Consider the following 21,646-nt stretch of genomic DNA (forward strand, 5'->3'; position numbering starts at 1 on the left):
GAACACCGCAATAGGCCCAGTGTACCGGACGGGCCGGGGAAATGGGGAGCTCGGCTGAGCAAACCGCTCGAATTCTGCGGCCCCCAACATTGGCTTCAGGCGAAATGCTGAGCTAGGATGGGCGAATGCGATCTTCCCCCCTCCTGCTTGCCGTTGTTTGCGCGCTCGTCTCCATCCCCCGCCTCGCGACCGCGCAATCATACGACCCCCCCGCCAACTATTACGCGACCGCCACCGGCACGGGGGCAACGCTCAAGTCGCAGCTACATGACGTCATCGATAACAATACGGTGATTTCTTACGACGGCGCCCGCACTGCGCTGCAGGTGACCGACCGCGATCCGAACAACGCCAATCGGATTTTGCTCGTCTACAACCGCGTCTCGAACACGGCCGCGTGGGATAATGCGGCGACTTGGAATCGTGAGCACACCTGGCCTGAAAGTCGGCTTGGCAGCGGCGGCCGCGCGGTGAGCGACCTGTTCAACCTGCGAGCTTCGACCACGCAAGTGAACAGCGATCGCGGGAACCTTCACTTCGGCGGGGCATTCGGCCAAACGTTTGGCGTCAAAAGCGACGGCGGTACGACCGTATGGTACCCGGGCGACGCCGACGCCGGGATGATCGCCCGCCAAGAGTTTTACATGGCAGTGCGGTACGACGGCGCGGACAGCGGGACGTCGGATCTGGAGCTCGTCTCGACAGGCAACACGTCGACGGCTGCGCGACTCGGCAATCTCACGCGAATGATCGAGTGGCACTACGCCGCTGTGCCCGACTCGTTCGAGCGTCGCCGCAATCAGGTGATCTACGACGACTACCAGCACAACCGCAATCCATTCACCGATCGCCCTGAATATGTCTGGTCGATTTTCATGAACCAAACGAACGACAGTTCGCTGTCGTTCCAAGGCGGAACCAACGGCGCCGACGGTAGTTCGGCGTTGGCGGTCGACATGGGCCGCGTGATCGTGGGCGGAGCGGTTCCTGCGGCGAAGAGCATCACGCTCAACAAAGCAGGTCTGAACGGGACGTACTACTCGGTGACGACGGCTGGAGCTGCCACGAGCACCGTCTCCGGACGCTACAACGCGTTTAACACGGGCGTGACCGGCAGCCGCTCAATCAACGTGGGCCTGACGACCTCGACCGCTGCCGCGGGGTTGAAGACCGGAACCGTGACGGTCGATAACCTCGACGTCACCACGGCCGGCGGCGCGGGTCGCGGGGGGAACGACGCCAATGACGTTGCCACCGTGAACCTCAGCGTTCTCAGCCACGCGAACCCCTCGTTCGCCGCGGGAAACGACGCGAACTCGCTGACCTATGATTTCGGCACAATCTCCCTCGGCGGTCCGGCGCCGACGTTCGCGTTCTCACTGTTCAATCTGGAAGCGACAGCCGGTTACACGGCGGGGCTCGATCTCGACGCGATCCTCGGCAGCGGCGACACCGCGGCGTTTAGCACGACGCTGGCGCCGTTCCAGGGCGCCGCGACGCTTGCCGCGGGCGCAGGCTACGGCTTCACGGCGTCGATGAACACGCTCGCCCCCGGGGCGTTTTCGGTGACCTATTCGCTTAACTTCTCCGACGAGAACCTCTCCGGCGCCACGTCGCTAGGGAGCATGTCGCTCACGCTCAGCGGCGTCGTTTCGGCGGCGCCAGTGGAAAACGCCGACTTCAACGGCGACGGCTTCGTCGATGGCGCTGACTTCCTCTCGTGGCAGCGCGGCTTTGGCGGCTCGGCGTCGCTCGCCACGGGCGATGCAAATGGCGACGGCTTGGTCGACGCCGCCGATCTCGCCATCTGGCAGACGCAGTACGGCAGCGGCGCCTCGCCGGTCGCGGCCGTGCCGGAGCCCGCGGCCTGCTGCTTGGCCTTAGCGGCGGGGCTCGCCGTGACGGCCGTGCGTCGCCGTCGCGCCGCGTAGGTTCGAGCTCAAACTGCAGCCTGCCCGACTGTTTGCTTTTCGCGCCGCTTTCTGGCCACAATGGCGAGCGATTGGTTGATTCCAACCTGCTCGTCCTTTGGAAAGCGCCCCGATGAAGTTGCTCCGTGGATGTCGTTGGCCGTTGGCATTGTCGCTCGCCTTGTTGCCGAGCCTGCTGTATGGGCTGGAGCCCGCGAGCGAGACGCCCGAAGCTCCCGCCTCTGTTCAGGAAGCGGTCGAAGCGGTGAAAGAGGCTGTCGAGGCTGTCGCCGAGAAGGCGAGCAACCCCGCGGACGAACCGGCCGCAGAAAAGCCGGCGGCGGAGCAACCCGCCGCGGAACCCGACGCCGACGCGGCGATTGAGGCGACGGTGGTGAAGCTGAATGTCACCTCGCGGGCGCCCGATTTCTTCCGCCCCTGGACGAAGGCGAGCCCGGCGAAGTCGTCCGGCTCCGGCGTCGTCATCGCCGGGCCGCGGATTCTCACCAATGCCCACGTCGTGCTGCACGCGAGCGAAGTCCTCGTGCAACTCCGCCAAGGAGGCGACCAGCTCCGCGGCAAGGTGATCGCGATCGCCCCCGGCATCGACTTGGCGCTCGTCGAGCTAGTCGATCCGGCGGGGCTCGACGGCATCACGCCGCTGTCGCTGGCGACCGATCTACCGAAGCTCAAATCGCACATTAGCGTCTACGGCTATCCCCAGGGGGGCGACGACCTGTCGGTGACCGACGGCATCGTCTCGCGGATTGAGTACGCCAGCTACAACTACGGCGCCTGGGGCACGCGGGTGCAGGTCGATGCGGCTCTCAACCCCGGCAACAGCGGCGGGCCGGCAATCCAGGACGGCAAGATCGCCGGGCTGGTCTTCAGCAAGATTCAGGAGGCCGACAACATCGGCTACCTCATTCCGCCCGAAGAGATTGAATCGTTCCTGAAGGACGCCGCGGACGGCCAATACGACGGCAATCCGCAGATGTACGACGAGTACCAAACGGCTGAAAACGAAGCGCTACGGGCGTTCCTCAAGATGCCGAGCGAAGTGACCGGCATCGTCGTTACCGAGCCCTACCGCGACGCGGACGACTATCCGCTCGAGCCGTGGGACGTCATCACCCACATCGGCCCGCATGCGATCGATAACCAGGGGTACGTCGAGGTCCGCGAGGGGCTGCGGCTCCGATTTCAGTACTACATCCCTCGGTTGGCGAACGACGGCAAAGTCGAGCTGACGGTGTTTCGGGACGGCAAATCGCAGGTGGTACAGGTCCCCGTGTCGCCCGATCGCGACTATCTAGTGCCAATCCTGAAGGACCGCTATCCGGAGTACTTCATCTACGGGCCGATGGTCTTCGAGGCGGCATCGCAGGAATACGTGCGCGGGCTGGGGGCGAACGGCAGCGGCATGCTGTTGTGGCTCAATAGCCCGATCCTTGAGCGGCTGTACGACCCGCCTGCCGAGCCGGGCGAGGAGCTCGTCGTCATCGCGACGCGACTCTTTCCGCACACCATTGCCAAGGGCTACGACAATCGCCTCGGCGTCGTGAAGAGCGTCAACGGCGTGGCCGTGAAGAACCTCCGCCACCTCGGCGAACTATTGCGAGATAGCACCGACGAGTTCTTGCGGTTCGAAATGGACGACCGCAACGAATCGCTCGTTTTCCGCCGCAGCGAGATCGAGGCGGCGACGGAGGAGATTCTCACCGACGAGGGGATTCGCTATCAGGCGTCTGAGAAGCTACGCGACATCTGGGAAGATTGAACGCGGATGGCGCCGCATTCTTAGCCCCGGGCTCCGCCCGGGGGTGGCAGATCGCGAGCCGACGCCAACCAAAATGGTTACCGCCCCCCGGGCGGAGCCCGGGGTTAGAAGCATCGCAAGAATGCGGTGTTACTTCGCGTGCTGAGCAACGCGGAGTTGAGCCCGGCTCTGGGCGAGCGCTCGGTCGCGGCGGTTGAGTTCGTCGTCGCCGGCCGCCGGAGTCGTCAGCAGATACGAGATCGTCTCCCCGATCTTCGTCTCATCAAGCTTCGGCGCTGCGATCGCGCGGTTGGTGAGCACCGAAACGACGTTGTCGACGACCTGCACGAAGCCGCCGTCGATGTAGTACCGCTGGCCTTCGCCGTGACCGATCCGCAGTTCGCCGTAGCCGAGGCGGCCGATCATCGGCGCGTGCCCCGGCGCGACGCCAAGTTCGCCATCAAACAGCGGCAGCGCCACGAAGTCGCTCGTCGCGTCGAGCACCGTTTGCTCCGGCGTCACGACGACGACGCGCAGCTCTCCGGAAATCCCAGTTGCATGGGGCGTCGAGTGGCTCGAAGTTTCGGCGTGGGCGGCCATGGTCGTCTATCGGGGGTACGGGCTCGGTGCGTGGTCGGCGGCCGGGCGGCGACGGGGCTGTCCCGCATGCCGCGAATGGACCGCTAAACAGCGAATACTACTTGCGGGTCTTCTTCCACTGCTCTTCGGCCTGTTCAATCGGGCCGACGTACATGAAGGCGTTTTCGGGCAGGTGATCCCACTTGCCGTCGCACAGTTCTTCGAAGCTGCGGATCGTGTCGGCCAGCGGGGTGATTTCGCCCGGCTTGCCGGTGAAGACTTCGGCCACGAGGAACGGCTGCGACAGGAACCGCTCGATGCGGCGAGCACGGTGGACGATGAGCTTGTCTTCTTCGCTCAGTTCGTCGACGCCGAGAATCGCGATGATGTCTTGCAGTTCGCGGTAACGTTGCAGGGTCATTTGAACGCGGCGGGCGGCGTTGTAGTGACGCTCGCCGACGTACTGCGGATCGAGAATCCGGCTGGAGCTGGCCAGCGGATCGACCGCCGGGTAAATGCCCTTTTCCGAAATCGACCGCTCGAGGTAGATGAACGCGTCGAGCTGGCCAAACGCGGTGGCAGGCGCCGGGTCGGTCGGATCGTCGGCCGGCACGTACACGGCTTGCACCGAGGTGATGGCGCCCTTGTTCGTCGAGGCGATCCGTTCTTGCAGGGCGCCCATTTCGGAGGCGAGCGTCGGTTGGTAACCGACCGCGGACGGCATACGACCAAGCAGAGCCGACACCTCGCTACCCGCTTGCGAGAAGCGGAAGATGTTGTCGACGAACAGCAGCGTGTCGGCGCCCGTCTTGTCGCGGAAGTACTCGGCCATCGTCAGGGCCGACAGGGCGACGCGGAGACGCGAACCCGGCGGTTCGTTCATCTGACCGAAGACCATGCAGGTTTGGTCGATAACGCTGCGGCCGGTGTCGCCGATCTTCGCTTCTTGCATTTCGAGCCAGAGGTCGGTCCCTTCGCGAGTCCGCTCGCCGACGCCGGCGAACACCGAGTAACCGCCGTGAGCCGACGCGATACGAGCGATGAGCTCGGTGAGAATAACCGTCTTGCCGAGACCGGCGCCGCCGAACAACCCGGCCTTACCGCCGCGGACGAACGGGGTGAGCAGGTCGATCACCTTGATGCCCGTTTCGAAGAGCTCGGTCTTCGTCGATAGTTCCGACAGCGGCGGAGCTTGACGGTGGATCGGCCAATACTCTTCAGCCGCCACGGGGCCGCGACCATCGACCGCGTCGCCGGTGACGTTGAAGACGCGACCCAGCGTCGCCTTGCCGACCGGAACCGACACCGGGGCGCCGGTGTCGACGCATTCTTGACCGCGGATCAAACCGTCGGTGGCGCCGAGGGCGATGCAACGGACGCGGCCGCCGCCCAAGTGCTGCTGCACTTCGCCGGTGAGATTGATCTTCACCCCTTTGTTCTCCGACTTGATCTTCACGGCGTTGAAGATCGCGGGGAGCTGATCCTCGGCGAACTCGACGTCGAACGTCGAACCGATGACCTGGGTGATGTGACCGATGTTTTTGGCAGTTGCGGTGGACATATTCGTCTTTGGCTAATTCGTAGGACGGAGTCTAACGAAGTCTTCTGTTTTTAAATTCTCTCGCAGAGGCGCAAAGGCGCAGAGGAAATGCAGAGAAGTCGGCAATGAACTTGGGTGAAGTGACAAAAGTCACCTCTCTACAGTTGCTTTACTTCTCTCCCTTTCTGCATATTTCTCTGCGTCTCTGCGTCTCTGCGTCTCTGCGTCTCCGCGCCTCTGCGAGAGACTTTTTCTTAGTTCGTATTATTTCAAAGCTTCAACGCCGCCAATGAGGTCCATCAACTCGGAGGTGATGCGGCCTTGGCGGGCGCGGTTGTATTGCATGCTCAGTTGCTTGATCAGGTCGCCGGCGTTTTCGGTGGCGCTCTTCATCGCGACCATGCGAGCGATCTGCTCGCTCACGGCCGAGTCAAGAAAGCACTTGAAGAGCCGCACCTTGAAGCTGGTCGGCACGACTTCTTCCAAGATGCTCTCCGGCGATGGCAGGAATTCGTATTGAATCTGCGGTCCCGTCGTCTCTTCTTCCTTCGCTTCAGCGCCCAGCGAACCGAGCGGCAGCAGCGTCTCGATCGCCACGTGTTGGCGAGCGATGCTGTCGAACTTCATGTAGACGACGTCGAGGCGGTCGAGCTGGCCCGATTGGTATTCGTCGAGATAGCGGGTCGCCAGGACGTCGACTTCGTCGAAGCTCGGCTTGTCTTCGAAGTGGGTGTAGGCGTGTTCCGCCTCGTAGCCGCGGAATTTGAAGCCGGCGATGCCGCGCTTACCGGCGATTTCGAGCCGCGTTTCCGGCACTTCTTCGTTGATTTCCTTCCAACGGAGCAGGCCCGCGCGAAGCAGGTTGCCGTTGAAGCCGCCGCACAGGCCGCGGTTAGCGGTCAGCACGAGCAGCGTCGCCTTCTTCACTTCGTCGCGCTTCTCAAGCAGCGGGTGGCTCACTTGGAGGCCCGTCCGCGTCAGGTCGTTCACCAGCTGCGTGATTCGCTGCGTGTACGACGTAGCCGCCGAAGCGCGATCCATCGCCTTCTTGAACCGCGCGGTGGCGATCAATTCCATCGTCCGCGTTATCTTGCGGATGTTCTTGATCGACTTGCGGCGCTTGTCGAGTGCTCTGGGATTGGCCATGGCGTGGCGTAAGGCTGAAGAACGTTGGCGTTAGTGACTGCTACTGCGGTTGCGGTGCATCGCGCTAGGCGATGATCGCATCGTCGACGACCGGGATGAAGTCGTGCTGCGAGTTAAATTCCTTCAGCGCGGCTTCGATCTGCTGGACCGTCTCGTCCGACAGGTCCTTGCTGTCGGAGATCGCTTGGCGAATCTCCGGCTTCTGATCGGCCATGAACGTGAGGAAGGTCTTTTCCCACTCTTGCACGCGGTTGACCGGAACCTTGTCGAGGTGACCGCGGGTGCCGGCGTAAATGACCAGCACTTCGTCAACAATGTTGAGCGGGTTGAAGACGCCCTGCTTGAGCAATTCGACCAGACGGTAACCGCGGTCGAGACGCGACTGCGTGTCGGGGTCGAGTTCCGTACCGAGCTGAGCGAATGCTTCCAATTCACGGAATGCGGCGAGGTTGAGACGCAAACCGCCGGCAACCTTCTTCATCGCCTTAATCTGGGCGGCGCCGCCGACGCGCGAAACCGAAATACCGACGTTCATGGCGGGCTTGATGCCGGCGAAGAACAAGTCGGGCTGCAGGTAAATCTGTCCGTCGGTGATCGAAATGACGTTCGTCGGAATGTAGGCCGACACTTCGCCTTCGAGCGTCTCGATGATCGGCAGCGAGGTGAGCGAACCGCCGCCGAGGGCGTCGCTGAGCTTGGCCGAACGTTCCAGCAACCGGCTGTGGCAATAGAACACGTCGCCGGGGAACGCCTCGCGGCCTGGCGGACGACGCATGAGCAGCGACAGCTGACGGTAGGCGACGGCTTGCTTGCTCAGATCGTCGTAAACGATCAGGGCGTGGCCGCCGTTGAACATGTACTCTTCGGCCATCGCGGTGCCGGCGTACGGAGCGACGTACTGCAGCGGCGCCGGGGCGCTGGCGCCGGAGACGATCACCGTCGTGTAGTCCATGGCGCCCGTTTCGCGAAGGCGCTCGACCACCGCGGCCACGGTCGATTCCTTCTGACCGACGGCGACGTAGAAGCACTTCACGCCCGAGCCGCGTTGATTGATGATCGCATCGAGCGCGACGGCGGTCTTGCCAGTCTTGCGGTCGCCAATGATCAGTTCGCGTTGACCGCGACCGATCGGCGTCATCGCGTCGACGGCCTTGATGCCCGTTTGCAGCGGTTCAGTCACCGGCTTGCGTTCGGCGACGCCCGTGGCGATCACTTCCACGTCGCGACGCTTGCTGGTGACGATCGGGCCCTTGCCGTCGAGCGGGTTGCCGAGCGGATCGACGACGCGTCCGAGGAGGGCTTCGCCCACCGGGACGCTGAGCAGCTTGCCGGTCGAGCGGACTTCGTCACCTTCGTTAATCGACAGGTAGTCGCCGAGGATGATGATACCGACCGAGTTCTCTTCGAGGTTGAACGCCAGCCCGATCGGGCCGCTGGAGAACTCGACCATCTCGCCGGCCATGACGCCAGAGAGGCCGTAGACCTGGGCGATGCCGTCGCCGACTTCCAGCACGCGGCCGACTTCGCGGACGTCGATTTGGGCGGCGTAGTTCTCGATTTCCTTCTGGATAACCGATGCGATTTCGTCGCTATTGAACTTCATGGCAAATCTTATTTTTGGTTGGTGACCGTGTAATCGGTTATGAATTCGCGGCTGAGCACGAGGCTCGCCGTTGTTGTCGTTTAGGCGGTCGTCTTGTCGACGAACCGTTGCGGCGTCTTTTGAATCGCATCGACGGCCCGCTCGATCATCGCGAGCCGCATCTTCTCCAGCCGGGTTCGCACCGAGCCGTCGTAGACGCGATCGCCGACGCGAATCACGAAGCCGGCGATAAGCTCGGGATTCACTCGCTGGGTGACGATCGGATCGGCCCCCAGCACGCCGCCGAACGCGGTTAGAATTTCCTTCTCCAGCGTCGCGTCGAGTTCGTTGGCCGTTTCGAGTTCCACCGGAATGCGGCCCGAACGCTGCTGCCACATCTTGCGAGCCGCCTTCGCGACGTCGCGGAGCAGGCCCAGTCGCTCGTGGCGAGCCATGACTTTGAGCAAGTTGAGCGTCTTCGGCGAGGCTTGCTTGCCGAGGATCCGGTCGAGCATCCCCACCTTTTCGTCCGAGTCGATCAGCTCGGAGCTGAAAATCTCTCCGACCCGCGGATCGACCGACAGCACGTCCCGCACCACTGCTTCCAACTCCGCCACCACCGACTCTTGTTCGGCAATGCTGCCGGCCGCGTTCAGACCTGCCTCGGCGTAAACGCGAGCGAGTCGCTCGGCGTCGACGTCGAAGACGTTTTCCTGATCGCGATCGGCGTGGATGAATTCAGACATGTGGTTTCCCAGGCGTGCCCGCCGCGAACGGCAGGTCTAAATGGGCTTTGGCGTACTGGCGAAAATCTAGTTGTTGCTCACGTTCGAAGCTTGCAGCTTCTGGAGTGCCACGCGAACCAATTCCTGCTGCTTCGCAGGGTTGATCGACTCGCGAATCACTTTGCCGGCCAGATCCACCGCGAGGTTGGCGCTGGTTTCGGCAATGTTCTTCATGGCGTGGTCGGCCGCGAGATCGATGTCGCGAACCGCCCGATCACGCTCGGCTTGGGCGCCGGCCCGAGCTTCGGCGATGATCTGCTCCTTCGTTGCTTCGGCGTCCTTGCGAGCTTCTTCAAGCATCGCCCGCACTTCCGCCGCGGCGCTGGCCAGTTTGGCCTCGTACTGAGCCAGCAGCCGCTTCGCTTCTTCACTCTTTGCTTCGGCGGAAGCAATGTTGTCCTCGATCCGCTTCTCACGCTCGGTGAGAGCGACGCTGATCTTCGGCCAAGCCAGCGTACCCAGGATTGCTAAGAGCAGCATGAACACGGCGAAGGTGTAGATCGCCAGATCACCGCGGATCTCCGACGGATCTTCCAACGACGCCCCGGCGTCGCCGTGACCTAGGTCGTGCGAACCGTGCGCCGCTTCGGCGTAGGCGTGGTTCGACCCGACCAGCAACAAGGCCAGCGTGCTCAACAGTACCCAAACAATCCCGCGCATTTCAGCTCTCGCATCACGAGGAAACATGGCGCCGCCCACGGCAGGCGCCTTGCGACTCCGCCTCTACCGCTTAGCCCCACGGATTCTGCTGCATGCAGATGAACAACGCGAAGAAGGTGAAACCTTCGATAAGGGCGGCCGCGATGATCATCGCCGTTTGGATGTTGCCGGCGACTTCGGGCTGACGGGCCATGCTCTCAAGAGCGGCGCTGGCCAGCTTGCCGATGCCGTAGGCGGCGCCAATCGTGGTGAGGGCGGCGCCGAACGCACCCGAGAAGGTGATCAGCGCGGCGCTGCCAGCGGCAGCCGGGGCGGCGACGACGGCCGGAGCGGCCGCGACGTCAGCGCCTTCCTCTTCTTGGGCCCAAGCGGGAGTGGCCAACGCCAACGAGGCCACCAAACACATTGCAAACAGCTTCGCTACCTTGGTCACGACAGTAAGCTCCTTAGAAAAATAAGAACTCTGAAAGTTCCAGCGTTAACCCTGCCTCGAACGCTCGGCTAGTGGTGATGCACCGCAGCGCCGATGAACAGGGCAGACAAAAATGTAAACACGTACGCCTGCAGGAAGGCGACGAACAACTCCAACAGACTGAACAACGCCGAGCCGATCACCGAGATCGTCGCGGTGAGATGCCAATTCGCGCTCGCGGCCGCGGCCACGGCCAAGCCCATGATCGCCAGCAACACCAAGTGGCCGGCCACCATGTTCGCGAGCAACCGGATGCTCAGCACCAAGTGCTTGATGAGCAGGCCAACGACTTCGATGGCAAACAAGCCTGGAACAATGACGATTGCCAGCGGCAACGGCAGGTCCATGTGAGGAACCTGATTCTTCCAGAAGCCGACGATGCCGAATCGCAGCGAGCCGGCGACAATTACCGTCGCGAACGTCACCATCGCGAGGCCAAACGTCACGCTGAAGCTACCGGTCGGCGCCCCCACCCACGGCAGCATGCCGAGTAGGTTGCAACCGAGGACGAACATGAAGATCGTCCACAGCAGCGGCACGAAGCGGTCGGCGTCGTGATGCCCAATCGCGGGGCGAGCAATGTCGTCGCGAATGAACAGCAGGAACGCTTCGAACATGTTCCACAGCTTGCCGCGGACCACCTTCCCGTGGCGAATCTTCGCCGCCAGGATCGTGAACACGGCAATCAGAATCAGGGCGACCACCGCTTCCAAGATCATGAACTTAGAAATCGCGAAGCCCGACTCGCGTTCGTAGTTGTTCTTCAACTTGCCGAACGGCTGCGGAATCAGAATCTTGCCGTCGAGCTGATGGTTGTATTCGGCGAGCTTCGCCGGCGACCAATCGGGAGTCGTGTCGAGGTATTCCTTGACGTTCTCGGCGTTGGTCTTGATCGTAGTCCAGCTCTTTTGCAGAGCTTCGGCGCGGGACTTCGCGGCGTTCCAGGCGGTGAGGCGAGCCGCGTAGGCGTCGTCCGACTCGTTCGGGATCTGCTTCGGCTCGGAGGAGAAAGCAAAGCCTCCCAGACCGAGCTGCTTTTGGAACCAAGCTTGGCTTGGCGCTTCTTCAAGGAAGCGGTCGAACGGCTTCGCAAAGTTGCCGTCGGCGTGGACCCACGCGTGGTACTGGTTCATCAGCGAACCTTCGGCGGGCAAGCCCTGCAGATTCTTCAGCTTTGCGAGCCCTTCGTACTGACGCTTCGCTTCCCAGTCTTGGTATTCGGAATCGAGCCGGATGTAGTGTTCCGGGAACTCGCTGCGCGACTTCAACTCCGACTTCTTCAAGAAGCGCGGCACCTCGAAGTAATACGCGTCTTTGATATGAAGGATCGGGGAGGACATGTCCAATTACTTCGTGAAGGCGGAGCGACTGGTAATCAATACGGTGCGAACTAACTGGCGGCGGGCGTCGTGTTGACTGCCGGCGTCGCCGAAGCGGAGGTCAGACGGACCGACAGGAGCGTCTCGACGATCAGCCCCAGTAGGTAATGCACGACCAACAGACCCACAATTCCCTCGGCAGCGAGGGGATGATTCGATTTCGTGAAATACATGAGTGCAAGCATCGGCAGCCCCATGCGAATGAGCATGCCGAGCAACGCGGCGTTGACGCGAGCGGCCGGCGTGGGGGCGAGGGCGACGATCAGCAGCGACAGCGAGCCGACTGCCCAGATCATCGTGGCCGAGACGGCGCTCGCGAGGTAGGCGCCGGTCCCGTATTGCCGTGCGGCGACAGCTCCCGAGACAGCAGCAACCGCCGCCAGGAAGAGTCCGAGAATCGCGATGTATTTTGCCGCTCGTAGCACTTGTGTTGTTCGCCAGCGCGATCGCTCGCGCCAGCTCCGTGGCGAACCCTCCGCGCGGGAGAGGCGCCTTTGCAGCGTCCTTGCCTGGTAGCCTCGACGCGCCGTGAGTTCACGGCGCCTGAGGCGGATCCTGCCCGGCCTTCGGCCGAGCCGCTTCACTTCGCCCGACTTCCGTCGCGCGAGTCGCGGAGATGAGGTAAATCATGCCGCCCACCAACCCGAAACCAAATCCAATCAGGCCGATGAAACCCATCCCGAATCGCTTGTCGAGCCAAAAGCCCGCCACGCCGGGAAGAACCATCATCAAGGCGGCTGCGAAAATTCGCCCCACCCACAGCATGGCAATCCCCATTGGGTGAATGGGGTCGTCTGCCATGCGAGCCGATTGCCTCCGGTTACAGTTCTCGTCGCATCTTCAGACACGTGATTACGCTTGACTCACGACGAAGCGGTTGTGGCCGCTGCACCTGAGTGTCAAGCTGCAAGTCATTGCAGGGAAATGCGTTGAGTAGCACCTTCTGAGCTCTCCATTCCCTGGCCAGATGTTGGACAAGGGGTGGTTAAGAAATCGTAAGGCCCTATGCCAGCACAATTTATTTAGCGCGAAGAGGTGTGTCAACCACCCAGAAACAGAATTTGTGATTTTTTTCACAAAGTCTGCCCACGCCCCACTAACTCTTTGATTTATATAGCGTTGCGTCGACGTAGCCGTGCTGCCCTGAACATAATTTAGCCACCCTGCGGCGCAATCCGAAAAAAGCCATCCCCTGGGGCCGCTGCGGTGGCCTCCCTCGGTGGACGTAAACTGTTTCTTGGTAAGTGGTTACGTATCGATTCTAAGGGAATTTAGTTGCGGAAAGGGACGGTAATATCTATTATGAGGGAGAAGGGAGCGCATGACGGCGCCCGATTTGCCATCGCGTCGCAGCGACGGGACATCAGTTTCGCCGTTCGAGCCACCGTCCCGCCTCCCCTTGCTCGCCGCTGATTCTTTCTCCGATTCCGGCCAAGAGGGCCATTCTGGGAGCGAAAGGACGATCGCATGGAGAGGAGCGCTGCGCGCCGTCCTCCCCCTCCCCACGAACACTCGCCTCGCTCATAGGAATCTCCGAACGATGACGGCGGCCACTCTCCGATCGCTGACGGCTAAAGATCTGGCACAAATGGCCCGCGAACGCGGCGTCGCCGGCTGGCATTCGATGCGGAAGGAGGAGTTGATCGGCGCCCTTGTGCGCGCCGCCAAACGCCGCGCCTCCGCCGAGGCGAAACTAGCCCGCGCCGGCGAAGGCCGCCGGGCCGACGCCGCCGAACCGGTCGGCCTGCAACCGCGACGTGATAGTCTCGCCCAACGGAAGTTGAGCCAACTCCAGGACAAACTCGCCCAAGGCCGCAATCTCTCTTCGGCGACTCCCGACGCCGCCGCGCGGCAAGATCGCTTGGTGGTGATGGTCCGCGACCCCTACTGGCTGCATGCCTACTGGGAACTCTCGCCCCGCAGCGTCGATCGCGCTCAGGCGGCGATGGGCCAGCGTTGGCACGGCGCCAAGCCGGTCATCCGCGTCTACAAAATTCAGCCCGATTCGGCCGCGCTGCTCGAACGCGACATCCAGATCCACGGCGGCGTCCGAAATTGGTATGTCGACGTCCAAGATCCGCCGTCCGACTATCGTCTCGAAATCGGCTACCTCGCCATTGACGACTCGTTCTATTGCCTAGCCCGCAGCAACGACGTTTCAACGCCGCCGGCCGGCACCAGCGACGCGGTCGACGACAATTGGAAGGCTGTCGCCGAAGACGCCGATCGCATCTTTGCGATGAGCGGCGGCTATTCGGCCCAAGGCGCGAGCCGAGAGTTGCAAGAACTGCTCGAAGAACGCCTACGCCGTCCGCTCGGCACGCCGATGAAGACCCGCTACGGCAGCGGCGCCGCTGGCCGCGACGGCGAGCAGCTTGACTTCGCCGTCGACGCCGAGATCATCGTTTACGGCGCCGCGAACCGCGACGCCCACGTGACGCTGCAAGGCGAACCGGTGCAACTCCGCGAAGACGGCACCTTCGCCGTCCGGCTGAGCCTGCCCGATCGCCGGCAGGTGATTCCGATCGTCGCCAGTTCGTACGATGGCGTCGAACAGCGGACCACGATTCTCGCCGTCGAGCGGAACACCAAGGTAATGGAACCGCTGACGCGCGACTTTGCCGACGCCAACAGCTAAGCGGAGCGCTTCTGCCCTAGCCCCGGGCTCCGCCCGGGGGTGGGTTTCCATACCGGTAGACGTCGTCCCGCGTCCTACTAACCGACCCTCCGGCGGAGCCCGGGGCTAGTAGCTTGCGCCGCCCCGCCTGCGACGAATCACACTGCCGCTGTATACTGCCGGCATGGACGCATCGCAGATTACCACGCGTGCCGAGCGACTTGTCGCAGAGATCCGCCCGCTAGGCCGATGCATCGTCGCCTATTCCGGCGGCGTTGATAGCGCCGTCGTCGCGTATGCCGCGCACGCCGCCCTCGGCGACGGCGCGCTGGCGATCACCGGCAGTAGTGCGAGCTTGGCCAGCGGCGAGCTCGACGGCGCCATTCGCATCGCGCGAGCGATTGGCATTCAGCACGAAACGCTCGCCACCGACGAACTTGCTGATCCGCAGTACCTGCGGAACGCCCCCGACCGCTGCTTTCACTGCAAGACCGAGCTCTACTCGAAGCTTGAGCAGGAAGGGACGCGCCGCGGCATCGAGGTCATCCTCAATGGCGCTAATGTCGACGACCTTGGCGACTTCCGTCCCGGCATGAAGGCGGCGTCGCAACATCGCGTTCGCAGCCCGCTGGCCGATTGTGGACTCGACAAAAATGCCGTGCGAGCGATCGCGAAGCATTGGGGGATTGAAATCTGGGACAAACCGGCGACCCCGTGCCTGTCGAGCCGCTTAGCCTACGGCGTCGCCGTGTCGCCGGAGCGATTGGCGATGATCGATCAAGCGGAAACAGCGCTGCGCAAGCTTGGCTTCGGCAACCTGCGGGTGAGGCTTCACGAAAACGATCTCGCTCGCTTGGAACTCTCTCTCGCGGACCTCGCGCGAATGGCCGACGCGCAACTGCGCAGCGACGTCGCCGCCGAACTCCGCCGCATCGGCTTCCGCTATGTGACGCTCGACCTTGAAGGTTTTCGTTCGGGCAGCTTCCAACAGCTCGTGCCGATGGAAGAGCTAACCCGCTTCAGCCAACCGTCGCGTGCGTAGACTGCCGCACTCAGAACGGCCGTCCGCCCGGTCCCGGGCCGACTGGCGGCAAGCCGCGCTCTTTGCGGCGCTCGTTGAAGCGATTGATCCCGTCTTCAAACTTCGCCCGCTGATCGGGCGTCGTGTAGTCGAGCATCTTCTTGCGGAACTCGTCCATCTTCTTCGAGTCCATATTCGGCGGGCCGCCACGCCCCGGACCTCCGCCGCCGGAACCGCCGGGACCGCCGGGCCCACCCTGCCCTCCCCGCTTTTCCATCTCGTCAATTCGCTTGTCGAGTTCGCGTCGCTGCTCTTCCGGCGACTTGGCCATGAATTCGTCGTAGTTCTTCTCGAACTGCCCAGCCATTATCGGCACGAACACCGCCATGCTGCTTTCGAAGAACGCGGCTCGTTGGTCTGGCGAGAGACCTTCCATCTGCTTGCGGAATGCTTCGCCCTGAGAGCGCCGCTGGTCCGCGGGCATATTCTCCATTTTCGGGGCATTCTCATCGCGCAGCTTTTCAAGCGCGGCGACCTGCGGATCGTCGCTATAGGCCTTGCCGTCAAACCAACCATAGAACCAGGCGACAAAAAGCGCAAGGGCCGCGACGGCGACGAGGCCGGTGACTTCCGATTTCTTCATGGCGTGCACCTTGGATTAACAGGAGACGAGGTTACTCGGCGACAATGACCGCGTCGACATGACCGTCGAGATACGCGAAGTTCCGAGCGCCGTTTTGGCCAGGCGGACCGTGGAACGCGCCGAAGTCGTAGACGATCCAGATTTCAGAACTCCCTTTCGTGTCCAACACCTCCGGGCGAGTTCTGTTGGCAAGCGCCAGCGAGGGATACTCGTAGCTCAAGCCTTCTTTCTCGAAGTAGGTTTCGTATTCTTCGCCGGAGATATCGATGAGCGCGTCGTCTTTGTTGGGGTCGAGTTGGTTGTCGGCGTTGATCAAAGAATCGCTCGGGCAGCGGAACAGTTCCCGATTGCTTTCGCAGTACGGTGCGAGCACGTCATACAGTGACGGCTTTGGCTTGGGAGAGTTCTTCTCCAAGCTGGGCGTTTTCGCGACTTCGGGAAACTTCCCCCGCTCGCCGTGGCGATCAAGATACTGCGTGAGAGCCAGCCCAATCTGCCGCAGATTGCTTTTGCACTGGGTGCGGCGCCCCGCTTCGCGCGCCGCCTGCACGGCCGGCAGCAACAGCGCGACGAGCAGCCCGATGATGGCGATCACCACCAGCAGTTCAATGAGGGTAAAACCTGTGCGACGTTTCATGCGAACAGCTCCATCGACAAGCATTCTCAGCCGCCGCTGATTATAGTGGGCGGAGGCGAAAACGCCGCCGTCAATTTATAACCCCGCTACTCGGAATTGGTATCGTCGCGCGACGCAATTCTTGACCCCGTCACGACTTGTGCGGAGTCCGCCGAGTCTGTTAGAGTTTTCGCAAGCAGCGCGGGATTCTTGTCGCGCTCGGCAAAAAAACTTTTCCGGCTGTTGCCGCCCCATCTTTTGCAGACGCTATGAATTCTTCACTTACGCTCGCGCTGTCGACCGGTCTTACCGCCATCGACTACACGGTCTTTCTCGTCTATCTCGTCGTTGTCGCCTCGTACGGCTACTGGATTTACAGCAAGAAGAAGCGGGAAGAAACCTCCACGACCGACTTTTTCTTGGCCGAAGGATCGCTCACTTGGTGGGCGATCGGCGCCTCGCTGATCGCCTCGAACATCTCGGCCGAGCAGTTCATCGGCATGTCGGGGTCTGGCTTCAAGGTCGGTATCGCCGTGGCGGCGTTCGAGTGGATTGCCGCGATCTCGCTGATCGTCGTCGGCGTCTTTTTCATGCCGATCTACCTGAAGAACCGCATCTACACGATGCCGCAGTTCCTCACGCAGCGCTACAACGAGTCGGTCGCCATGATCATGACGATCTTTTGGTTGTTCCTCTACATCTTCATCAACCTGACGTCGATTCTGTTCCTCGGCTCGCTGGCGATCAGCAAGCTCGTCGGCGGCGACGGCTCGTTCCACTACGTGCTCATCGCGTTGGCCTTGTTCGCGACGTTCATCACGCTGGGTGGCATGAAGGTGATCGGTTACACCGACGTCATTCAGGTGGTTGTGCTGATTTTCGGCGGCCTGGCGACGACGTACATCGCCCTGACGATGGTCAGCGAGCAGTTCGGCCTGGGCAAAGATGCAATCGCCGGCTTCGGCGCGTTGTTGAAAGAGGCCCCCGACCACTTCCGGATGATGCTCTGGAAACCGGCGCCCGACGCCGATCCTGTCTACGTGACCAAATACCTCGCCCTGCCCGCCGCCATGTACTTCGGCGGCCAGTGGGTCGCGAACCTCAACTACTGGGGCTGTAACCAATACATCACCCAACGGGCCCTCGGCGCCGATTTGGAGACGGCCCGTAAAGGCCTGCTCTTCGCCGGCTTCCTGAAGCTGATGATGCCGATCATCGTGATGCTTCCCGGCATCGCCGCGTTCGTGCTCTATCAGAAGGGGCAACTCGTCGGGGAAATGGAGAAGGATGGCGTCGTCGTCGCCGACCAAGCGTACTCGGCGATCCTCGGCTTCCTGCCGACCGGCCTCCGCGGCCTCTCGGTGGCGGCCCTCACTGCCGCGATCGTCGCCTCGCTTGCCGGCAAGGCGAACAGCATTTCAACGATCTTCACGCTCGACATCTACAAGAAGTACCTCGATAAGGACGCTTCGGAGAAGAAGCAGGTCTGGATCGGCCGGCTGTTCATCCTGTTCTCGATGGTGATCGCGATCGCCTGCACCTGGAAGGACTCGTTCAACATCGAAAAGGGCGGGTTCGACTTCATCCAGAAGTACACCGGCTACGTGAGCCCCGGTATTTTCGCAGTGTTCATGCTCGGCATGTTCTGGAGGCGAACCACCGGCGCCGCCGCCATCGCGGGCGTTATCCTCGGCTTCCTCTTGTCGATTTTCTTCAACGACATCGCCCCGGGCCTGTCGCAGAACAATTTCCTCTACACGGCCTACCCGAACGGCAAGCTGACCGACGACGGCGCGAAGATCTTCGAAATCCCCTATCTGATCTGCATGGGCTGGGCATTCGCCTTCACGGTCCTGGCGATGGTGATCATCAGCCTGTTCGGCCCGAAGGATAACCCGAAGGCGATCGACATCGACAGCAGCATGTTCAAGGTTTCGCCGCTGACGGCGTTCCTGATCTTCACCACGCTCGCGATCCTCGGCGCCCTGTACGCCAGATTCTGGTAGGTCGGGTCGAGCAGCTCGTAACCACGAAAAAAGCCGCGGGGCCCGCAAAGGCCCCGCGGCTTTTGTTTTTATTGCTCGTTCCCAGTCCTACTTCACATGGTGCCGGCGGCGAACCTTCGGGTTCGGCCGGCGACTATCCGCCCCGCCGGTCGCCCGGTAGCCGTAGTGAATGGCAAACCACTCCGCATACCGCTCCCGATCGGTGTACCCGGTATTCCGGTCGTCGATCAGGTGCCCCAGCTCGTGGATCAGGATGTTATTCAGGTAAAAGTCCGTGATCGCGGCCTTCGTCCACGTCAGCCGCCACGAACCGTGGGCCGGCTCGTCCCAGCGGCCGCCATACATCCGCGATTCGGTCACCACCTGTGGCTGCGGAGGAACGTTAAACCATTCCTCCAGCGAGGTTTCGAGCGGATAGAGGTACAGCGTGCTCCCCCATTGCATCCCATAGCAGGGGAAGCTCTGCTTCTTGCGGGTCATCGTGCTGAACTGCACCACTTCGAGCCCTTTGAGGAACTCTTGCGGCACTTGAGCCAACCGAGCGCGGATCTGTTCAGGGGTCACCACGTGCGAATAACCCTCGCCCGGATCTTGCACAACGATGCGGTACCCTTTGCCATCGTTGCGAGGCTCGTGCCAATCTTCCGGCGGCGCGAATGGCGCGCGCACGTTCTGCGAACCGAACTGCGGACTACGTGCGCGACGCGACCACCGAACGGCAGTCTGTGCGCGGGTCGTCTTCTTCGGGCGGAGACCGTTGAGTTGCGAGCGTCGTTGCGTTGACATAGCGAGCCTAACCTTAAAGAATTCATACACTTGCTGCGTGTCACGCATCCTGCGAGCGGGGCTTGAAAGCACCCTTCAAGGCGAGCCGACCAAAGGCCTAAAAACCGGTCGGGGCGAGCTTCCCGTCGCCACCTATATGGTAGGCTGCGGGCAAAAGGGGCGGCAAACAGAAGCTGTAAGACGTTGCCAATCCGGGACTTCGGGAGCGCCGGGACACCCCCCCGAGGAGGGGGCTGGCGGGGATTCGGGGCCCCCGGAAACGGCACGTAATTTGTGAACATTCGTCCACTAAAACAGCACCGCATCATCGCCGCAGCGCTCATGCGCGCGACGCCATCAATGCAATGAATTCAAACGCGAGACGCGCCGCATGAATGTCGTGATCTATACTCGTAATGGATGTCACCTGTGCGAAGACGCCGAAGCGCTTGTGAAAGCGCACGGATTAACGCCACAGATGGTCGACGTCGACGCTGACGCAGCGCTCTGCGAGCAGTTCAACACATGCGTCCCCGTCGTAGAAATCGACGGCAAGATTCGCTTCCGCGGCCGCGTCGAACCGGTGCTACTACGACGATTGCTGCAAGCCAGCGGCCGCTAGCCGCACATCTAGCCCCGGGCTCCGCCCTGGGGTCGGCCACCATTCCGACCAGCAGCGGCACTCGATGCAAGCCTGGCAGTGCGATAGTCGTCGCTCAATCCTCAATGCGGCCTGTAGGGCCGCGCTGCGATAGCCCAGGGCGCAGTCCTGGGTGAAGATGCCCGATTGCAAAACCCAAGCCCTGTAAGGGCGCGCTAGCGCGCCCTTACAGGGCTTTGTATTGAACTGTCGCAGACTCCCAGGGCTGCGCCCTGGGCTATCAGGGCGCGGCCTTTCAGGCCTGAACAAGCTTGGCGTTTGCTCTGCTACTGATCCCGATGAGCATGCCGCCACGCCTCGCGCGCAATGGCCCAGAAGTTGCTACCCAGCAGCGCCACCCACGCCCCAATAACGCCGCAACTCACCGCCCCCAGCGCCACGCCTGCCGCCGTTACATCAGGCCCCGCGAACCGCGAAATGGCTGCCGCTCCGCAGACCATGCCAACGAGCGCCCCAATCACGGCCGCCAATCGCGTCCGCCACACGCCCCTCCCCTGCCCCGCCAGCGTCGTCGTCTCCGGCAATCGCAACTCGCTGAGCGAAACCGGCTGCGGCACAGCCACGGGCGTATCCGCATCAAGCGACCCCGGCCGAGCTTTCCAATGAGCCACCTCGGCAGAAGTATCCCGCAGCTTCGTCCCCAGAAACGTCCCCACGATATGGGCCGCCACGAGGCCAACGATGCTCAGCACGAGCAGCGCCCCGACTGTCTCCAACCGAGCGAGCAGCGCGCAAAGAATCGCCACGCCCGAGATAAAGTAAAACCACTGCCGCAACCCAAAATGCAGAATCTGGGGCTCGCTCGGCCCTGTAGCCGCCCGCGGCCGCTCGTCCCCATCCGGCGATTCAGCAGGCGATGCCATGGGAGCAAGAATCACTAGGCATAAGTCGGGGTAACCGCATGCCGACATCTTTCGGCATGCAGCCTCAATCATCTCATCCCACGACCAAATGGGTAGCCCGGGTTGGCGTCCAGCCTACCCGGGCGGCGCAGCCGCAAGAGGCTCGCACCGGGCGCCATGCTCTTGCCCCTCAGGCGGGAGCATGCGAACCCTCGGTCGAGGTCAATCGCCGTCACCGTACGCCGATGCTTCGCAACGAGATGCCACCCAGCCGCGTAGCATTCCGCCCAATCGGCCATTAAAATCCAACGCATGAGCAACACTACCTGCCTCCGCTGCCATGGCGACGACTTCCAGGCCGGTTCGCTGCAAACTGCTGGGCAATTGCACTTCCTCCCGCAAGTTCCCGGCCTGCTTAACTTCCTGGGCGCGGGAAGCGTCAAAGTCGAGTCGCGGCTCTGTATGGACTGCGGAACGCTCGATTTCACCGTCGATCCCGTGGAAGTCGCCGAGCGAAATGGCCAGAACGCGACGAACTAACGCGTGTTCCCGCCCGGTGCATGCTCTTGCTCGCGGGGCCTTTGCATGCGAATCGCTGACAACAGGCACATCGAAGCCGCTCTTTGAAGCTTGGGGAGATCGCGGTCCAATGAGCTCATGGTC

Annotated in this window: 20 protein-coding genes and 1 pseudogene; 7 read left to right on the forward strand and 14 right to left on the reverse strand. The window is 62.2% G+C overall.

The features are described from left to right. Positions 1-125 precede the first annotated feature (125 nt). Together ACQY7R_RS00570 and ACQY7R_RS00575 are read left to right on the forward strand one after the other, a co-directional pair. A complete protein-coding gene (locus ACQY7R_RS00570) occupies positions 126-1,931 on the forward strand; it encodes an endonuclease (protein ID WP_428303655.1) in 1,806 nt (601 codons plus the stop codon). A gap of 112 nt (positions 1,932-2,043) precedes the next feature. Next, positions 2,044-3,690, forward strand: a complete 1,647-nt coding sequence (locus ACQY7R_RS00575) for a trypsin-like peptidase domain-containing protein (RefSeq protein WP_428303656.1) — start codon at positions 2,044-2,046, stop codon at positions 3,688-3,690. 129 nt (positions 3,691-3,819) lie between these two features. Here ACQY7R_RS00575 and atpC read toward each other — a convergent pair whose 3' ends face one another. From atpC to ACQY7R_RS00625, 10 genes are all read right to left on the reverse strand, one after another. Then, positions 3,820-4,269, reverse strand: a complete 450-nt coding sequence (atpC, locus tag ACQY7R_RS00580) for an ATP synthase F1 subunit epsilon (RefSeq protein WP_428303657.1) — start codon at positions 4,267-4,269, stop codon at positions 3,820-3,822. A 97-nt stretch (positions 4,270-4,366) separates the two neighbouring features. Next, complete coding sequence (gene atpD / locus ACQY7R_RS00585; protein ID WP_428303658.1) at positions 4,367-5,809, reverse strand: F0F1 ATP synthase subunit beta; 1,443 nt, start codon at positions 5,807-5,809, stop codon at positions 4,367-4,369. A gap of 243 nt (positions 5,810-6,052) precedes the next feature. Further along, positions 6,053-6,934 carry an ATP synthase F1 subunit gamma gene (atpG, locus tag ACQY7R_RS00590; RefSeq protein WP_428303659.1) on the reverse strand — a complete coding sequence of 294 codons (882 nt, stop codon included), beginning with the start codon at positions 6,932-6,934 and terminating at the stop codon, positions 6,053-6,055. A 64-nt stretch (positions 6,935-6,998) separates the two neighbouring features. Continuing rightward, the gene (atpA, locus tag ACQY7R_RS00595) at positions 6,999-8,537 is read right to left on the reverse strand and encodes a F0F1 ATP synthase subunit alpha (protein WP_428303660.1); all 1,539 of its coding nucleotides are present in this window, start codon (positions 8,535-8,537) and stop codon (positions 6,999-7,001) included. Positions 8,538-8,617: 80 nt separating this feature from the next. Continuing rightward, entirely contained in the window at positions 8,618-9,262 is a 645-nt protein-coding gene (atpH, locus tag ACQY7R_RS00600; protein WP_428303661.1) for an ATP synthase F1 subunit delta, read from the reverse strand. A 66-nt stretch (positions 9,263-9,328) separates the two neighbouring features. Next, a complete protein-coding gene (gene atpF / locus ACQY7R_RS00605) occupies positions 9,329-9,961 on the reverse strand; it encodes a F0F1 ATP synthase subunit B (protein WP_428303662.1) in 633 nt (210 codons plus the stop codon). 70 nt (positions 9,962-10,031) lie between these two features. Then, on the reverse strand, positions 10,032-10,394 hold the full coding sequence (atpE, locus tag ACQY7R_RS00610) for an ATP synthase F0 subunit C (RefSeq protein WP_428303663.1): 363 nt from the start codon (positions 10,392-10,394) through the stop codon (positions 10,032-10,034). Positions 10,395-10,462: 68 nt separating this feature from the next. After that, positions 10,463-11,773, reverse strand: a complete 1,311-nt coding sequence (atpB, locus tag ACQY7R_RS00615; RefSeq protein ID WP_428303664.1) for a F0F1 ATP synthase subunit A — start codon at positions 11,771-11,773, stop codon at positions 10,463-10,465. A gap of 50 nt (positions 11,774-11,823) precedes the next feature. Further along, on the reverse strand, positions 11,824-12,237 hold the full coding sequence (locus ACQY7R_RS00620) for a hypothetical protein (RefSeq protein WP_428303665.1): 414 nt from the start codon (positions 12,235-12,237) through the stop codon (positions 11,824-11,826). 109 nt (positions 12,238-12,346) lie between these two features. After that, entirely contained in the window at positions 12,347-12,613 is a 267-nt protein-coding gene (locus tag ACQY7R_RS00625; RefSeq protein WP_428303666.1) for a hypothetical protein, read from the reverse strand. 739 nt (positions 12,614-13,352) lie between these two features. Here ACQY7R_RS00625 and ACQY7R_RS00630 point away from each other — a divergent pair. Both ACQY7R_RS00630 and larE read left to right on the forward strand, forming a co-directional pair. Continuing rightward, on the forward strand, positions 13,353-14,450 hold the full coding sequence (locus tag ACQY7R_RS00630; RefSeq protein WP_428303667.1) for a DUF4912 domain-containing protein: 1,098 nt from the start codon (positions 13,353-13,355) through the stop codon (positions 14,448-14,450). Between the two features lie 163 nt (positions 14,451-14,613). Beyond that, a complete protein-coding gene (gene larE, locus ACQY7R_RS00635) occupies positions 14,614-15,471 on the forward strand; it encodes an ATP-dependent sacrificial sulfur transferase LarE (protein ID WP_428303668.1) in 858 nt (285 codons plus the stop codon). Between the two features lie 10 nt (positions 15,472-15,481). Here larE and ACQY7R_RS00640 read toward each other — a convergent pair whose 3' ends face one another. Further along, positions 15,482-16,093: a hypothetical protein gene (locus ACQY7R_RS00640; RefSeq protein ID WP_428303669.1), complete on the reverse strand. Its 612-nt coding sequence runs from the start codon at positions 16,091-16,093 to the stop codon at positions 15,482-15,484. 454 nt (positions 16,094-16,547) lie between these two features. Then, positions 16,548-16,730, reverse strand: a pseudogene (locus ACQY7R_RS00645) (type II secretion system protein); the annotation flags it as partial. A 248-nt stretch (positions 16,731-16,978) separates the two neighbouring features. Here ACQY7R_RS00645 and ACQY7R_RS00650 point away from each other — a divergent pair. Then, on the forward strand, positions 16,979-18,715 hold the full coding sequence (locus ACQY7R_RS00650) for a sodium:solute symporter family transporter (protein ID WP_428303670.1): 1,737 nt from the start codon (positions 16,979-16,981) through the stop codon (positions 18,713-18,715). 87 nt (positions 18,716-18,802) lie between these two features. Here ACQY7R_RS00650 and ACQY7R_RS00655 read toward each other — a convergent pair whose 3' ends face one another. After that, on the reverse strand, positions 18,803-19,501 hold the full coding sequence (locus ACQY7R_RS00655) for a hypothetical protein (RefSeq protein WP_428303671.1): 699 nt from the start codon (positions 19,499-19,501) through the stop codon (positions 18,803-18,805). 370 nt (positions 19,502-19,871) lie between these two features. On the opposite strand from ACQY7R_RS00655, the gene ACQY7R_RS00660 reads away from it, so the two are divergent. Further along, complete coding sequence (locus tag ACQY7R_RS00660; RefSeq protein ID WP_428303672.1) at positions 19,872-20,102, forward strand: glutaredoxin family protein; 231 nt, start codon at positions 19,872-19,874, stop codon at positions 20,100-20,102. Positions 20,103-20,407: 305 nt separating this feature from the next. On the opposite strand, the gene ACQY7R_RS00665 is transcribed toward ACQY7R_RS00660, so the two are convergent. After that, positions 20,408-21,004, reverse strand: a complete 597-nt coding sequence (locus ACQY7R_RS00665; RefSeq protein ID WP_428303673.1) for a hypothetical protein — start codon at positions 21,002-21,004, stop codon at positions 20,408-20,410. Positions 21,005-21,295: 291 nt separating this feature from the next. Here ACQY7R_RS00665 and ACQY7R_RS00670 point away from each other — a divergent pair, with 291 nt between their 5' ends. Continuing rightward, positions 21,296-21,523 carry a hypothetical protein gene (locus ACQY7R_RS00670; protein WP_428303674.1) on the forward strand — a complete coding sequence of 76 codons (228 nt, stop codon included), beginning with the start codon at positions 21,296-21,298 and terminating at the stop codon, positions 21,521-21,523. Positions 21,524-21,646 lie beyond the last annotated feature (123 nt).

Source organism: Lacipirellula sp., assembly GCF_965279485.1.
Lineage (GTDB): Bacteria > Planctomycetota > Planctomycetia > Pirellulales > Lacipirellulaceae > Lacipirellula.

Bases quoted from the DNA above. Each gene is read 5' to 3' on its own strand.
- ACQY7R_RS00640 (WP_428303669.1), bottom strand. From the start codon at position 16,093: ATGAAGAAATCGGAAGTCACCGGCCTCGTCGCCGTCGCGGCCCTTGCG.
- atpD (WP_428303658.1), bottom strand. From the start codon at position 5,809: ATGTCCACCGCAACTGCCAAAAACATCGGTCACATCACCCAGGTCATC.
- atpF (WP_428303662.1), bottom strand. From the start codon at position 9,961: ATGCGCGGGATTGTTTGGGTACTGTTGAGCACGCTGGCCTTGTTGCTG.
- atpC (WP_428303657.1), bottom strand. From the start codon at position 4,269: ATGGCCGCCCACGCCGAAACTTCGAGCCACTCGACGCCCCATGCAACT.
- atpB (WP_428303664.1), bottom strand. From the start codon at position 11,773: ATGTCCTCCCCGATCCTTCATATCAAAGACGCGTATTACTTCGAGGTG.
- ACQY7R_RS00570 (WP_428303655.1), top strand. From the start codon at position 126: ATGCGATCTTCCCCCCTCCTGCTTGCCGTTGTTTGCGCGCTCGTCTCC.
- ACQY7R_RS00625 (WP_428303666.1), bottom strand. From the start codon at position 12,613: ATGGCAGACGACCCCATTCACCCAATGGGGATTGCCATGCTGTGGGTG.
- ACQY7R_RS00665 (WP_428303673.1), bottom strand. From the start codon at position 21,004: ATGGCATCGCCTGCTGAATCGCCGGATGGGGACGAGCGGCCGCGGGCG.
- ACQY7R_RS00630 (WP_428303667.1), top strand. From the start codon at position 13,353: ATGACGGCGGCCACTCTCCGATCGCTGACGGCTAAAGATCTGGCACAA.
- ACQY7R_RS00650 (WP_428303670.1), top strand. From the start codon at position 16,979: ATGAATTCTTCACTTACGCTCGCGCTGTCGACCGGTCTTACCGCCATC.
- ACQY7R_RS00655 (WP_428303671.1), bottom strand. From the start codon at position 19,501: ATGTCAACGCAACGACGCTCGCAACTCAACGGTCTCCGCCCGAAGAAG.
- atpG (WP_428303659.1), bottom strand. From the start codon at position 6,934: ATGGCCAATCCCAGAGCACTCGACAAGCGCCGCAAGTCGATCAAGAAC.
- larE (WP_428303668.1), top strand. From the start codon at position 14,614: ATGGACGCATCGCAGATTACCACGCGTGCCGAGCGACTTGTCGCAGAG.
- ACQY7R_RS00575 (WP_428303656.1), top strand. From the start codon at position 2,044: ATGAAGTTGCTCCGTGGATGTCGTTGGCCGTTGGCATTGTCGCTCGCC.
- ACQY7R_RS00660 (WP_428303672.1), top strand. From the start codon at position 19,872: ATGAATGTCGTGATCTATACTCGTAATGGATGTCACCTGTGCGAAGAC.
- ACQY7R_RS00670 (WP_428303674.1), top strand. From the start codon at position 21,296: ATGAGCAACACTACCTGCCTCCGCTGCCATGGCGACGACTTCCAGGCC.
- atpA (WP_428303660.1), bottom strand. From the start codon at position 8,537: ATGAAGTTCAATAGCGACGAAATCGCATCGGTTATCCAGAAGGAAATC.
- atpH (WP_428303661.1), bottom strand. From the start codon at position 9,262: ATGTCTGAATTCATCCACGCCGATCGCGATCAGGAAAACGTCTTCGAC.